Raw genomic sequence first — 13,949 nt, forward strand, 5'->3', positions numbered from 1 at the left:
AAGCCATACCGGACCAGCGACTATCCCCATTATCGGGGACACTCACAAGGTAACGGGCGATGAATTGAATTGGCGTAGCTGTCGCTGCGAATGTTTCTTGTTGAAGGCGGCAGCGGCTTCTTAATTCAACATCGCTCGGCACTCTTCCTCAGAATGGCCAGAGTTTAGGCAGTCAGCCCAGTCGATTTGGCCTTGAACCCAAGGGGATGGCTCGTTGTTCTGAGGTTCCGGGGCGGTGTTCGTGGAAGGGCCGTCATAGAAATTGTTGGCGCAATACTGTGTCCAGCCGGAGGTGCCGTCGGTAAACCAGGTGGTGCCCTGCTCGTAGAGTCCCTGCGAGGATTTCGCGCAATGCGAAATCGTTTTGTTTATAGCTGTCGGTTCGCCGTTGGGTGCGCCGGTGTAACCGGTGGGTCTCGAGCTTTCTGTCGTCCGGGTCGGGGGTGTTGACGGGTTAGGGGTCTTGGTGGTGGATTGCGTCGTCGATTCTGTGCTGCTTTCTGGGCTGGTGACAGTTTTTGTAACGGTAGTCGGTTCCGGTGCTTTTTCTGGTTCTCTGTTGGAGCAAGCCGAAAGGCACAGTACTGGAATAGTCAGTGAGAGGACGAAAACGTATCGTTTGTGCATATGAAATACCATACTGTACGGGCAGGTGAGAGGGTGTTCTCTAAGTTCTGCTATTGGTGACTCAGTTTCCTCGCTGACGATATCAAGCGTCCGCATCACTGGTTGTTTGAAATATTCGTGGAGCAGGCGCTTATCCTTAATGGCGATGTCAGTATCAGCGATGCTCCTGTGGTGCTGCGAGGGGGGTCTCGCCTCGTTTCGCGCTGTGGTCGATATCACTTTAAAAGCTTGCAGGCCTGTAAATGAATAGCGTTATAGTTATATTTAGTTCACTTTCTATTCACCCTTTTGAGGGGCTTTCATTGATTTCCTTTCAGAGTACGATAACGATTCGTAGCCTGATTTTTGCTCTTGCCCATGCCGTAGTTCTTATTGGAAGCGTTTTACTATTCACTGTTCTAGGCAAGGAGTAATCATGGGCACTCATCGAGCATTTGCAAAGCTGGCACGGTCAGCCACAGCACTGTTGGCTGCGGCTGGTGTCGCTCTGGCGGCGGCTCCTATCGCGGCCGCTGCACCGGCTGCGGCAACAGGTAATAATCAGGTCCTGTCCTGGACCGAAATGGGCGAGTGGGGGCCAAAGGCAAATGATTTCCCCACCGTCATGGTCAATCAGGGGATGACGGAGAACATCAGCCCAGAGGGCACAAATGTGCAGTGTGTTCCCGCTCCTGGTGAGAATCCAGTGGTCATGATCCACGGAATGAACTCGAACTCGTACCAGACCTATGCCCGCATGGCACCGGAGCTAAAGGCAATGGGGAAGTGCCTGTACGCATTTAACGTTGGCAAGCTAGGCCCTGACGAGTTTTCGGTGCTGGGCTCTATTCCAACCATGCGTAACATGACCCCGTTGGATACCGCTTTGGCTGAGCTGACTGCGAAGATTGACACTCTCAAGGCGGAAACTGGTGCTACCGCCGTCGATATTGTTGGACACTCTGCCGGTGGCGCCTTGGCTGCCGCCTACGCCAAGCAGGAGCAGGGCCGGGGGATTGGCACCGTCGTTTCCCTGGCGGGCGTGCTGCATGGCACAACCCTGCTCGGCGCTTCCTACGGCTTGGAACAGCTCAACCAGTTCGACAATGCCGGTGACAAGGCTGCGGGTTTCATTGTCAGCCCGAGCCTGGTGGATCTGATGCAGCACGGCCAGTTCATGGCCAAGATCAATGAAGGCGGCTTGGAGCAGCCGGGCGTCAACTACGTTGCGATCTCGACTCAGGTTGATGAAGCCGTCACGCCAATGGCTGCAAGCCAGTGGAACGCACCGACTTCCAACAACATCCTCCTACAGGATGGTTGCTCTGCGGACCTGTCGGGCCATATTGGGCTGACTTTCTCGCCGCGAGCAATCGCGCTGGTAGCGAATGCGCTTGGACGTAATGTTGAGGTTCCGTGCGTGCCGGTAACCGCCGTTTTTGAAGGCGGCATCAACGACAACGCTAATGTTCGCCCAGAACACGTCAATGCCGTCTCTGACGGAATCACGGAAATCGACGGACGCATCGCTCAGGCTGCCGGGTCGCGGTAGCGATAGTCGCGAGCAGTAGCTCTTGATAAAAGGCGCGAGCCGACAGCGAAATCAGCTAGTCGGATTGCGCCTTTTTCGCCATCAAATCCAGGGCAATGGCGGCACCAATGATCGACGCGCGCAATTGTGGTGGCAAATCATCCTTGAGCTGCAGCACATAGCGTTCATTGCCGGATAGGAGATTCGCAAACCCCGACCACTTGCGTGACATCTGTGCGACTCTGACGTCGTTGATCATAAAAGTGGCGTCGTAATGCCAGACGTCGCCGTCGACCTCGCAATTGGCAAAACCGGGGATGGAAATCTCCAGCCGCCGCTTAAAGAACGCAAACTTCTGCTGAATAGTGGCCAGAAGGTGCGATGACTCTGCTCCACCTTGCTGCTTGCCTTCGGTATCAGTCGCATGCGGGTCGGGGTAGTAGACCTCGTAACGGTCAAGGGCAAGATCGGTCGGATCGGTAATAACGAATACCGGAGTGCCGTCTGGCTCGGAAACTGTCAGGCGACGAGAGCCCATAAACATGCGGCTCAGCGTGCCACCGGTAGTTTCGATCTTTCCGATGCAATTGCCCTCGGTATCCAGGATGTCGAAATCATCCGCCATGAAGTTTCGAATCTGCTGGATAACGATGCTGTTGTGCGAGAGCAATCCCTGATAGCGCCCTTGCTGTGGCGGAAGCTGCTGCGGTGCGGGAGGCTGCTCGGGCGCGGAAAGTTGCTCAGGCGCGGCAGGCTGTGTGGCCGCGGAAGGTTGCTCCGGTGCGGGAGGCTGCTGCCCGGAAGCATCTTCCTGATCGTGCTGTGGAATCTGATCCCACAGCGACTTTGGGTTATCCCAATATGAAGTCATGGCAACAGCCGTCCTTTGGTGGTGCTAAAAGCTGAGTGGCTTAGAAGTTCTCTACGAGTGCCTTGTTGAAAGCCTCAAGGTCGGCCGGGGTGCGGGAGGAAATCAGGTTGCCGTCAACGACAACTTCCTCATCGACCCAGTTGGCTCCAGCGTTAATCAGGTCAGTCTTGACGCTGATGTAGGAGGTAATAGTGCGGCCCTTCAGCACATCCGCATCGGTGAGAATCCAACCGCCGTGGCAAATCACGCCGATTGGCTTGTTGGCTGCGGCGAATCCCTTCACCAAAGCCACGGCATCCTTATCGATGCGAATCTGGTCGGCATTCACGGTGCCGCCCGGCAGAATCAGGGCATCGTAATCATCAGCAGAAACGCTGCTGGTCAGCTTATCGACGTCCACCTTCGTGCCGTTCTTGCCCTCAATGGAGCCTTCCTCCGTGGAGATAACGTGCACGGTCGCACCGGCATTCTTCACGGCCTCAGCCGGGCTCGTCAGCTCGGAGTCCTCAAATCCATCGGTGGCCAAAACTGCAATGGTCTTATTCGTTAAATCAGGCATAGCCCCGAGGGTAACGACGTGATCGCGTTTATGCATCCGCCCGAGTATTGTTTTGCGTGCAATATTGAAAAATACTTTAACGGAGGGCGGAAAATGCCTCATTATGAAGTTCTTCAGGTGGTTCTGAAGGAAAAGTTCATCGGTACCGGCTCAGCTAATCTGACAGAGCTTGAGAGGGTAATCAACGACAAGGCTTCGCAGGGGTTTCGGCTGCACACGATTACTACTGCCTCTTCGGGCAGTAAGGGGCTGATGGGCGGGGACCGCATCCAGGCGACCACTCTCTTCGAGAGTATCGCGTAGTTCGCATTTGTCGCTGCGTTCCTGCTGGCGGATGGGGCGCAACTCCGAAAAAGTTACCCAAATATGAAGAAATTATCCGCCATTATGAAAAGGCGCTTGCGCTTGCACCTGCGCAAGCGATATTCTGAAGTCCCGTGGTTACGAAATACATCATCGTTACGGGAGGCGTAGCCTCCTCCCTCGGCAAAGGCTTAACCGCGGCTTCGCTCGGCCGCCTGCTTACCTCGCGTGGTCTGAAAGTGACTATGCAGAAGCTCGATCCCTACCTCAACGTGGATCCGGGCACCATGAACCCCTTCCAGCACGGCGAGGTCTTCGTCACTGAAGATGGCGCAGAAACTGACCTGGACCTCGGTCACTACGAGCGCTTCCTCGATCGCAACCTCTCCGCCGGCGGTAACGTCACCACCGGCAAGGTCTATTCCTCGGTCATCGCCAAGGAGCGCCGCGGCGAATTCCTCGGCCAGACCGTGCAGGTCATCCCGCACATCACCGACGAGATCAAATCCCGCATCGTCGCTATGGGCAATGCCGACGCAAACGGCGAAAAGCCCGACGTGGTCATCACCGAAATCGGCGGCACCGTCGGCGATATCGAATCGCAGCCCTTCCTGGAGGCCGCGCGGCAAGTGCGTCACGACGTCGGCCGCGAGAACGTCTTCTACCTGCACGTGTCACTGGTTCCGTACCTCGGCCCCTCCAAGGAATTGAAGACCAAGCCCACCCAGCACTCGGTGGCCGAACTTCGCTCGATTGGCCTGGTTCCCGATGCCGTCGTTTTGCGATGCGACCGCGACGTTCCCGATTCCCTCAAAAACAAGATTGCGCTGATGTGCGACATCGACCGCGAGGGCGTGGTGTCCTGCCCGGATGCGCCGAGCATCTACGACATCCCGAAGGTTCTCTACGACGAGCACCTGGACACCTTCATCATCCGCCGCCTGAACCTGCCGTTCCGCGACATGGATTGGGCCGTGTGGGGAGACCTGCTCGAACGCGTCCACAACCCGAAGGGCGAGGTCACGGTGGCGCTCGTCGGCAAGTACATCGACCTGCCGGACGCCTACCTGTCCGTCGCGGAAGCTGTGCGTGCCGCAGGTTTCGCCCACCGCGTGAAGGCGAACATCCGCTGGGTTGCCTCCGATGACTGCGAAACCCCTGAGGGACTGAAGAAAAATATGGCCGGCGTTGACGCGATTGTCATCCCTGGCGGCTTCGGCGGGCGCGGCATCGAAGGCAAGATCGCGACCATCCGCTACGCCAAGGAAACCGGTACGCCACTTTTGGGAATCTGCCTGGGAATGCAGTGTGTTGTCATCGAGGCGGCGCGTACCGCAGGCGTCGAAGGTGCGTCTTCGACCGAGTTCGATGAGAACGCGGCCGAGCCGGTCATCGCCACTATGGAGGAACAGCTGCAGGCCGTCTCCGGTGAGGCTGACCTGGGCGGATCCATGCGCTTGGGTTCCTACCCGGCGAAGCTTGCCGAAGACTCCGTCGTCGCCGGCCTCTACGGCACCACCGATGTCACTGAGCGCCACCGCCACCGTTACGAGGTCAACAACGCCTACCGCGCCCAGCTCAAAGAGGCAGGCCTGGTCATCTCGGGCACCTCGCCGGACGCCAAACTCGTCGAATTCGTCGAATACCCCACGGACGTGCACCCATACCTCGTGGCCACGCAGGCGCACCCGGAGCTGAAGTCACGCCCCACCAGCGCCCATCCGCTTTTCGACGGCCTCATCGCCGCAGCCCTCAAGCGCGCTTAGCTTAGCTCCGCGAGGGCGAATCCGGCCTACCTATTAGAGTGAAGCTCATGGCGCACCAATTTGACGTTGTTGATTCCGAGATTGTTCTCGAGGCACCTATCATCGCGGTCCGCCGCGACCAGGTGCGAATGCCAGGCGGGAATGTGTCCGCCCGCGAGATCGTGGAGCATTTCGGCGCTGTCGCAGTCGTTGCCACAGATGAGGATAACCGCCTCTACCTGCTGAATCAGTGGCGGCAGGCAGCGGGGCAGCGCTTGGTGGAGTTGCCGGCCGGACTTCTCGATGTCGCGGACGAGGACCCACTGGAGGCCGCCAAGCGTGAGCTGGTCGAGGAAGCCGGACTGGAGGCCGAGTCCTGGTCCCTGCTTACCGATATGTTCAGCTCGCCCGGGTTCGCAGAGGAAGCGGTCCGGATCTATCTGGCCAGGGGGCTCCGTGCCGTCGATAAGCCGGAAGCCCACGATGAGGAAGCGGACATGACTGCGTCGTGGATCGCAGTGGATGAGGCAGTGGCGATGGCGCTGCGCGGAGAGGTCCTCAACGGCATCGCGCTGTCCGGCATTTTGCTGGCGGCGGAGGTGCTGCTGCGGGGTGCGACGCCGCGCTCGGTCGTGGAGCCGTTCGACATTCGGCCGACGGCCCTGGCCAAGCGTCGAACCGAGCAGCTCGGCGCCGGCGCGGATCTGAAACGCATCCGATGAGTTCGATCGATCCGCTTGTCGACGCCTTCGTCACCTACCTCGCGGTGGAAAAGGGCCTGTCAGCGAATACGCTCGCCAGTTATAAGCGCGACTTGGAGAAGTACCGCACCTATCTGCGGGAGATTGGGCGTACGCGATTGACACAGGTCACCGAGCAGGATGTGTCAGAGTTCCTGGCGTATCTGGCGCGGGGAGATAAGTCGGCGGGAAGGCCAGCGCTGGCCCCGACCTCGGTGACGCGGTCGCTGTCGGCCGTGCGGAGCTTCCACAAGTTCGCGGTGGGTGAGGGGGCGTTGGAGGTGGATGTCGCCAAGCGGGTGGCGCCGCCGAAGCAGCCCTCGCGGTATCCGAAGGCACTCAGCATTGACGAGGTCACCCGGCTAATCGAGTCCGTCCCCGACGACGACACCGCTGACGTGACGGATTTGCGCAACCGTGCACTGGTGGAGTTTCTGTACTCGACCGGCGCCCGTGTTTCAGAGGTTACCGGTCTGGATATCGATGACGTGGACCGCGAAACCAACCTCGTGTTACTGCGTGGCAAGGGTGGCAAGGAGCGCATCGTGCCCGTGGGCTCGCCGGCCATGGCGGCGCTGGATGCGTGGCTGACCCGCGGTCGGTCGAGCTGGGTGCGGGCGAACTCCGGGCCGGCGCTGTTTATCAACTCGCTGGGGCGTAGGCTGTCTCGGCAGTCGGCGGGAAATACGCTGGCGGAGCTGGGTGAGCGCGCCGGGTTGAAGGTGAAAATTTCCCCGCACACCCTGCGCCACAGTTTCGGCACACATCTCATCGAGGGCGGTGCCGATGTGCGTGTTGTCCAGGAGCTGCTGGGGCACGCCTCGGTGACGACGACCCAGATCTACACCATGATTACCGCGGAGAATATGCGCCGAGTCTGGGCGGGGGCTCACCCACGGGCTGAATACTCGCGGTAATATGTGGCGGTAATATATCGCGCAGTAGAATTGATGAGAAATCTTCAAGGAAGAGGGATTGACTGTGGCTGAAGAAGGGTTGTTTGAGGCCGATCGAGTTGAACTCGGTCTCACCGGTCGTCCGGTGCGCGAGCTGCCGGAACCCGCACCCCTGAACAGTCACGGCCCCGCAGTCATCCTGGCAATGTGTAACCAGAAGGGTGGCGTGGGTAAGACCACCTCGACCATTAACCTGGGCGCAGCGCTGGCAGAGTTCGGCCGTAAAGTCCTGCTCGTTGACTTGGACCCGCAAGGCGCACTATCCGCCGGTCTTGGTGTTCCTCATGAGGAACTCGACCTGACGGTCTACAACCTCATCGTCGACGACACCACCGATGTCCGCGATGCCATTCATCACACCAAGGTCTCCGGCCTGGACCTCGTTCCGGCCAACATCGACCTGTCGGCGGCGGAAATCCAGCTTGTCAACGAAGTCGGCCGCGAGCAGGCCCTCGGACGCGCGCTGCGCCCAGTGATGAATGACTACGACTTCATCATCATTGACTGCCAGCCGTCGCTAGGCCTGCTGACCGTCAATGCGCTGACCATCTCCGAGGGCGTCATCATCCCAATGGTGGCGGAGTACTTCTCCCTGCGCGGTCTGGCACTGCTCACCGACACGGTGGCCAAGGTCCGCGACCGCCTGAACTTCAACCTGGAAGTCTCCGGCATCCTGGTCACCATGTTCGACCGCCGCACGCGCCACGCCAAGGAAGTCATGGAACGCCTCATCGAGGTCTTCGGTGACAAGGTCTTCGACACGGTCATCACCCGTACCGTCCGCTTCCCGGAAACCTCCGTCGCCGGCGAGCCCATCACCACCTGGGCACCGAACACCCCAGCTGCGGCACAGTACCGCAACCTGGCCCGCGAGGTCATCGAGCGCAAAGGCCGCAAATAATAGGTGACTTCCCCGGATAGTTACACTCCCGAACCGTCGTCAAGCGAGGGCGTGCAGGAAGAGATCACCGGCTTCCGCGTCGCGCTCGCGAACTTCAACGGGCCTTTCGACCTGCTGCTGCAGCTCATCAGCAGCAAAAAGATGGACGTCACCGAGGTCGCGCTGGCGGCGGTGACGGACGAGTTCATCTCGTACACGCGCAGCCTCGACGCAGTCAGCGATCTCGACGAAATCACCGAATTCCTCGTCGTGGCAGCGACGCTGCTCGACCTCAAGACCGCACGACTTCTGCCGCGTGGCGACGTCGACAGCGAAGAAGACCTCGAACTGCTAGAAGCACGCGACCTGCTGTTCGCCCGACTGCTGCAATACCAGGCGTATGGCAAGGTAGCCGACCAATTCGAGGAGTGGCAGAAGACCGCGCCGCGGCGCTATCCGCGAGCTGTGGGGCCGGACAAGCAGTTCGAGGAGCTGCTGCCGCCCGTGCGCCTGGGCATGTCGCTCGGGGAGTTCGCCGAGTTTGCGGCCGTCGTGATGCGTCCGAAGCCGCCGGAGGAAGTCGGCGTCGGGCACATCCACGGTGTGCCCGTGTCCGTGCCGGAGCAGGCGGGCAAAATTCTGGACTCGCTGCGGCTGGCCGGCGAGGGGACCTGGTTGACGTTTACGCAGCTGACCTCGGAGTGCCGCGTGTCCATGGAGGTTGTCGGGCGGTTCCTGGCGCTGCTGGAGCTCTACCGAGCCAAGGCGATCGGTGTGGAGCAGGAGGAGGCGCTGGAGGAAATCCACGTGGCCTGGACCGGGCTGGACGTGGACCCGGCCGTCGTGGCGGCGGCGAACTGGGAGTAGGTGGCTGGGCTGCGTTGGGGCTGGGCTGTTGAGCGTGGGCTTGGTCGGGCTGGTGCTAACAGCTGATTAGCGCCCGGCGCGGGAGGTTGCGTAATCTGACGCGCATGAGCGAAACCAGTTCCGGACCATCCGAGCAGGCCGTGGAGCCCGCGTCTGCTTCTTCGGCTCAGTTGCCGCCCATTGACCCGTTGCGAGCAGGCGTGGAGTCGATTCTGCTGGTAGTCGATACGCCGGTGGCGGCGGAGGATATGGCGCGGGCGCTGGATGTTTCCGCAAGTGATGTCCGTGACGTGCTTCGCGAGATTGAGTACGAATACCGTGCACGTCGCAGCGGCATTGAGCTGCGTGAAACGGATGAGGGCTGGCGGTTTTACACAGCTCCCGCGCACGCTAGCGCGGTGGAGCGATTCTTGCTGGATGGCTCGCAGTCGAAGCTCTCACGTGCAGCTATGGAGACGCTGGCAGTGGTGGCTTACCGACAGCCCGCCACGCGTGCGCAGGTCTCCGGTGTGCGCGGTGTGAATGTCGATGGCGTGATGCGCACGCTGGTCGCGCGCGGTCTGATTGCGGAATCCGGAGAGGACCCGGCAACCGGCGCGCATTTGTACGTTACGACGACGCTGTTCCTGGAGCTTTTGGGGATTGATTCGCTGGACCAGCTGCCTGATTTGGCTCCGCTGCTGCCTGAAGTCGACTTGATCGACGAGCCGTTGGACTAGGTGGGGTTCTGGGGCGGTTGGACAGGGGGCCTAGCTGGGCCGCGGGGCTGCGGGGCTGCGGGGCTCGCTCCATCGGCTAACCCACTTCACGACACGCGTGTCACCTCATGCCACCTCCACAGCTGCCACGAGGTGACGTGGGTGTCGTGAAGTCGCATTCCGGGCTGGGTATGCTGCTCGCTACAGCTCACTGCGAGCCTTTGCACCCACCACACCCACACCGCACACCACACCCACCACACGCCCTGTGGATAACTCCCGAAAACTGCAAACTATCCACAGTCGACGCCAAATTGACGCCTTCTGAGCCTCCGTGTGAGCCCAAAAATGAGAACGTAGCACTCACCAACACTCGCAAACACTCACAAACACACAAACCCACAAACACTCACACCCCGCCCCCCACCCACCAGCAGTTGCCTGGACCTCAGGAGCGCAATCCGATGCCGCAGTGGAACTACGACGCCGACGACATCATCCGTACCGGCCAGCAGCGCGAATGCGCCCGCCCCAGCACATTCGCAATTTCCCGAATCGGCCAGCACTCCGACCGAGATCTCCTCCGGCGGGCCAAAAGCGGCAGCCTCCTGTGGCTCGCATACGGCGCGTACGTGCCTGTCGACAGGTGGCTCACCCTAAACAGCACCGAACGTTACATCCTGGAAATCAAAGCGCTCGTCCATCGCGGCACCACCACCGTAGTCACCCGCGATGCCGCCGCTGCTCTCCACGGTTTACCTCTACTCACGCACAACACTCCCATCGCAATCGCCAACTCCGGCCGCACGCGCGGGCAATCGCGAAGCACACCGAATGGCCCGTACCAGCCGCACAAACGCCTCATCCGCGTCTCCGGCCGGATTCTCCCCGAGGACATCGTAGAAATCGATGGCCGCCTCGTCACCGATGTCCCAAAGTCCGTCATCGACGTCTGCCGTTCCCGCACTCCGCACAATGCACTAGTGCTTGCCGACGCCGCCCTCCAGCGCCACACCGACACCGAGGAGCTGTTGGCCACGTTGGCTGCATATCCGCGTGCTCCGGGAAATGCACAGGCCAGGAGATTGTTGGGGCAAGCGACAGCGTCGTCGGAAAGCATTGGGGAATCGCTCACTAAAGAAGCAATCGTCCAGGCGGGGCTAGCTGCTGTCGACGATTCTCGGGCTCCGTTGCTTCAGCAGGTTTCCTTTCGGGATGATCGTGGCTTCATCGCACGCGTGGACTTTTACCTGCCCGAACTTGGGCTGGTCGTCGAGTTCGACGGCCGTATGAAATACACCGACGGTGGAGTCGCGGACACGCAGGTGGCAATCGCAAAGGAGCTGGAGCGCGAAAAGCGCCTGAAGAACCTCGGGTTGAATGTCATCCGGATCGTCTGGTCACAGCTTTTCGACGGCTCCGCCGTAGCCACCTTGCGGCAAGCAGCCGCGGAAATCCGGCGTCACCTAGCAAATGGTGGTAGTTGCTATCGCGGTAACTACGCCTTCGCGCGGCAGCCCATCACGATCACAGGTAAGGCGGCCGAGTTGGCCATGCGTCGCCGACGAGTGTGGAGCCAGGCGGGGCGGCTGTACTAGCTGGCTGGCTCATCGGGCCACCCCAACCTCACTTCACGACACAGGTGTCACCTCATGCCACCTCCACAGCTGCCACGAGGTGACATGGGTGTCGTAAAGTCGCTGAGACTGTCTGTAATCCTTGCGAGAAGCTCCACCACCAACCCCGAACGGCGTTCAAGTCTGGCGCTGTACAGGTATTATGCTTGAGTATCATGACAGCCTCGGAAACCGCCCAGCCGCACACCCCGCCGCCCGCCCAACCACCCGCCCAACCACACACCCGGCCAGCCATCGCCGACCTCGCCCAATTCGACGCCGACCACATCTGGCATCCATACGGCCCCATCCCGTCGCCGGTCGCGCCCAAGCTGGTCGAGTCCGCCGAGGGCGTGAACCTCCACCTCGCCGACGGCCGCACCCTCATCGACGGCATGAGCAGCTGGTGGGCCGCTTGCCACGGCCACTCGCACCCGAAGCTGGTCGCAGCCGCGAAGAAGCAGGCCACCACGATGTCGCATGTCATGTTCGGCGGACTCACGCACCGTCCGGCCATTGAGCTGGCGGAGAAGCTCCTAAAGCTCGCAGGCCCCGGCTTCGATGCCATTTTCTACTCCGACTCGGGTTCGGTCTCCGTCGAAGTGGCGATTAAAATGGCGCTGCAGTACCAGCAGGCCAAAGGCCATCCCGAGCGCACCCGCCTGGCCACTTGGCGCGGCGGCTATCACGGCGACACTCGCGCGCCCATGACCGTCTGCGACCCCGAGGGCGGCATGCATTCGCTGTGGACGGGGCAGTGGACTCCGCAGGTCTTCGCCGACAAACCACCCGCCCGCGGCGCAACCGAGGAGGAACGCGCACGCTATCTCGCGCACTTCGATTCGCTTATCGACGACTCCGTCGCCGGCATCATCATTGAACCGGTAGTCCAAGGCGCTGGTGGCATGCGGTTCCATGACCACGAGCTGCTTGTGGGGCTCCGGAAGCTGTGTGACAAGCACGGGATTCTGCTCATCGCGGATGAGATCGCCACCGGCTTCGGCCGGGCCGGTGACCTGTTCACGACGCAGGCGGCCGGGATTGTGCCGGATATTATGTGTGTCGGCAAGGCGCTGACCGGCGGCTTTATGAGCTTCGCAGCCACCCTCACCACCGCCGACGTGGCTCGCACCATTTCCAGTGGTGCAGGCGGAGGTATCATGCACGGCCCCACCTTCATGGGAAACCCCTTGGCCTGTGCGGTGGCCTGCGCGCAGCTCGACCTGATTGCAGAGGGGCAGTGGCGTGAGGATGTCCCGCGCATCGAGTCCCGACTTCGCAACCAGCTCCAGCCCCTAGCCAGCAGCGATGCTGTGGCCGACGTGCGTGTCCTTGGCGCAATCGGTGTCGTGGAGATGCAGCGTCCAGTGGACATGGGCCTGGCCACCGCAGCGGCCGTCGATGCCGGGGTGTGGCTGCGGCCATTCGGCAAATTGGTGTACACCATGCCGCCGTACATCAGCACCAATGACGAGGTCGACCGTATCTGCGAGGCCATCGCCGCCATCGTCGCCGCCGAGGAAGAACGCAAGTAGCGCAACCAAAAGGAGCACCAACCACCATGAGCATCGTCCTTGTCACCGGCACCGGTACCGATATTGGAAAGACCATCGGCACGGCAGCCCTGGCGGCGGCACTACGCGAAGAGGGCAGGCAGGTGCACGTCGTCAAGCCGATTCAGACCGGTTTCCCGGGCCCAAATGGCGGCGATTTGGACACTGTCGCGGAGCTGACGGGGATCGATAACCTACATGGGTTCGAGCGTTACCCCGAGCCGATGGCGCCGGTGGCGGCGGCTCAGCGCGCGGGCATGCGCCTGCCGAACGCCACGGAGATCGCGGAGAAGATTAAGCTTATCGACGGTCCGAACCGCGTTGTCCTCGTGGAGGGCGCGGGCGGACTGCTGGTGCGACTCGGCGAGGATTGGGCGCTGCCGGAGCTGGCGGGGTTGTTGCCGGGTAGTCAGATGGTGGTCGTGACGCGGTTGGACCTGGGTTGCCTGAACGAGGCGGAGCTCACCGTCGAGGTGGCGCGGGGCCGTGGAGTCAATGTCACGGCGCTGGTCGGAGGTTCATTGCCGGCGGAGATCGACCCGATCATCGAGACCAACCTGGAAGAATTGCCGCGCATCACCGGGGTGCCGCTGCTGGGGTCGGTGCAGGCCGGAGCGGGCAGGTTGGAGCGGCAGGAGTTTGTGGCGAAAGCTACGCAGTGGCTGCCGGGCGTGCGAGAGTGGGCCGCAGCGCTGTAAAAGGCGCTGTAGGTGGAGGCCGCGCGCGACGTCGTTAAGCTGGCGTTTTGCGAAAAACGTGCTAAGGTGGCTAGACGACAAGGCGCGAGGCTTTCTCTGTAATTCTCTTTATTAACCTGCTTCCACCGGCCATTTTGGGCCCACGGGGGAGAGAACAGCGTCGCCTGGCGCTGACGTTCTAACAAACAGAACATTCTCCAACGCTTGAAAAGGATGTAGGTCAAGTGGCTAAACCCGCTCGCCGAGAAGGCACACCGGCACACAAGAACCGTAAGAATCAATCCAACCGCGGCTCCACTAACGCCCAGCGCAACCGCAGCCGTCGC

General features: G+C 61.0%; 13 protein-coding genes. 11 read left to right on the plus strand and 2 right to left on the minus strand.

Going from position 1 to position 13,949, the window contains the following annotated elements:
- Positions 1-1,042 precede the first annotated feature (1,042 nt).
- Positions 1,043-2,158 carry a lipase family alpha/beta hydrolase gene (locus ADB08_RS02245; RefSeq protein WP_049170434.1) on the plus strand — a complete coding sequence of 372 codons (1,116 nt, stop codon included), beginning with the start codon at positions 1,043-1,045 and terminating at the stop codon, positions 2,156-2,158.
- Positions 2,159-2,213: 55 nt separating this feature from the next.
- On the opposite strand, the gene ADB08_RS02250 is transcribed toward ADB08_RS02245, so the two are convergent.
- Together ADB08_RS02250 and ADB08_RS02255 are read right to left on the minus strand one after the other, a co-directional pair.
- The gene (locus ADB08_RS02250) at positions 2,214-3,008 is read right to left on the minus strand and encodes an LURP-one-related/scramblase family protein (protein ID WP_049170437.1); all 795 of its coding nucleotides are present in this window, start codon (positions 3,006-3,008) and stop codon (positions 2,214-2,216) included.
- A 40-nt stretch (positions 3,009-3,048) separates the two neighbouring features.
- Entirely contained in the window at positions 3,049-3,567 is a 519-nt protein-coding gene (locus ADB08_RS02255) for a type 1 glutamine amidotransferase domain-containing protein (protein WP_049170438.1), read from the minus strand.
- Between the two features lie 18 nt (positions 3,568-3,585).
- Between ADB08_RS02255 and ADB08_RS02260 the strand changes: the two genes are divergently transcribed.
- From ADB08_RS02260 to bioD, 10 genes are all read left to right on the plus strand, one after another.
- Positions 3,586-3,870 carry a DUF4177 domain-containing protein gene (locus ADB08_RS02260; RefSeq protein ID WP_224783820.1) on the plus strand — a complete coding sequence of 95 codons (285 nt, stop codon included), beginning with the start codon at positions 3,586-3,588 and terminating at the stop codon, positions 3,868-3,870.
- A gap of 134 nt (positions 3,871-4,004) precedes the next feature.
- Entirely contained in the window at positions 4,005-5,636 is a 1,632-nt protein-coding gene (locus ADB08_RS02265; protein ID WP_049170442.1) for a CTP synthase, read from the plus strand.
- Between the two features lie 47 nt (positions 5,637-5,683).
- On the plus strand, positions 5,684-6,337 hold the full coding sequence (locus ADB08_RS02270; protein WP_049170445.1) for an NUDIX domain-containing protein: 654 nt from the start codon (positions 5,684-5,686) through the stop codon (positions 6,335-6,337).
- The gene (locus ADB08_RS02275; RefSeq protein WP_049170448.1) at positions 6,334-7,272 is read left to right on the plus strand and encodes a site-specific tyrosine recombinase XerD; all 939 of its coding nucleotides are present in this window, start codon (positions 6,334-6,336) and stop codon (positions 7,270-7,272) included. Before ADB08_RS02270 ends, ADB08_RS02275 begins: the two co-directional genes overlap by 4 nt.
- Positions 7,273-7,336: 64 nt before the next feature.
- On the plus strand, positions 7,337-8,212 hold the full coding sequence (locus ADB08_RS02280) for a ParA family protein (protein ID WP_049170450.1): 876 nt from the start codon (positions 7,337-7,339) through the stop codon (positions 8,210-8,212).
- A 3-nt stretch (positions 8,213-8,215) separates the two neighbouring features.
- Entirely contained in the window at positions 8,216-9,058 is an 843-nt protein-coding gene (locus ADB08_RS02285) for a segregation and condensation protein A (RefSeq protein ID WP_187271199.1), read from the plus strand.
- Between the two features lie 104 nt (positions 9,059-9,162).
- Positions 9,163-9,777 carry an SMC-Scp complex subunit ScpB gene (gene scpB / locus ADB08_RS02290; protein WP_049170455.1) on the plus strand — a complete coding sequence of 205 codons (615 nt, stop codon included), beginning with the start codon at positions 9,163-9,165 and terminating at the stop codon, positions 9,775-9,777.
- A gap of 443 nt (positions 9,778-10,220) precedes the next feature.
- A complete protein-coding gene (locus ADB08_RS02295; protein ID WP_049170456.1) occupies positions 10,221-11,354 on the plus strand; it encodes a hypothetical protein in 1,134 nt (377 codons plus the stop codon).
- A 194-nt stretch (positions 11,355-11,548) separates the two neighbouring features.
- On the plus strand, positions 11,549-12,907 hold the full coding sequence (locus tag ADB08_RS02300) for an adenosylmethionine--8-amino-7-oxononanoate transaminase (RefSeq protein ID WP_222865656.1): 1,359 nt from the start codon (positions 11,549-11,551) through the stop codon (positions 12,905-12,907).
- A 26-nt stretch (positions 12,908-12,933) separates the two neighbouring features.
- Positions 12,934-13,623, plus strand: coding sequence for a dethiobiotin synthase (gene bioD, locus ADB08_RS02305; RefSeq protein WP_049170459.1), 690 nt, complete (start codon positions 12,934-12,936; stop codon positions 13,621-13,623).
- Positions 13,624-13,949: the final 326 nt, after the last annotated feature.

It is taken from the genome of Corynebacterium sp. 239_CJEI, assembly GCF_001055995.1.
Lineage (GTDB): Bacteria > Actinomycetota > Actinomycetes > Mycobacteriales > Mycobacteriaceae > Corynebacterium > Corynebacterium jeikeium_D.

Coding starts and splice junctions, on each gene's coding strand:
- bioD (WP_049170459.1), top strand. CDS start 12,934: ATGAGCATCGTCCTTGTCACCGGCACCGGTACCGATATTGGAAAGACC.
- ADB08_RS02295 (WP_049170456.1), top strand. CDS start 10,221: ATGCCGCAGTGGAACTACGACGCCGACGACATCATCCGTACCGGCCAG.
- ADB08_RS02270 (WP_049170445.1), top strand. CDS start 5,684: ATGGCGCACCAATTTGACGTTGTTGATTCCGAGATTGTTCTCGAGGCA.
- ADB08_RS02245 (WP_049170434.1), top strand. CDS start 1,043: ATGGGCACTCATCGAGCATTTGCAAAGCTGGCACGGTCAGCCACAGCA.
- ADB08_RS02300 (WP_222865656.1), top strand. CDS start 11,549: ATGACAGCCTCGGAAACCGCCCAGCCGCACACCCCGCCGCCCGCCCAA.
- scpB (WP_049170455.1), top strand. CDS start 9,163: ATGAGCGAAACCAGTTCCGGACCATCCGAGCAGGCCGTGGAGCCCGCG.
- ADB08_RS02255 (WP_049170438.1), bottom strand. CDS start 3,567: ATGCCTGATTTAACGAATAAGACCATTGCAGTTTTGGCCACCGATGGA.
- ADB08_RS02250 (WP_049170437.1), bottom strand. CDS start 3,008: ATGACTTCATATTGGGATAACCCAAAGTCGCTGTGGGATCAGATTCCA.
- ADB08_RS02275 (WP_049170448.1), top strand. CDS start 6,334: ATGAGTTCGATCGATCCGCTTGTCGACGCCTTCGTCACCTACCTCGCG.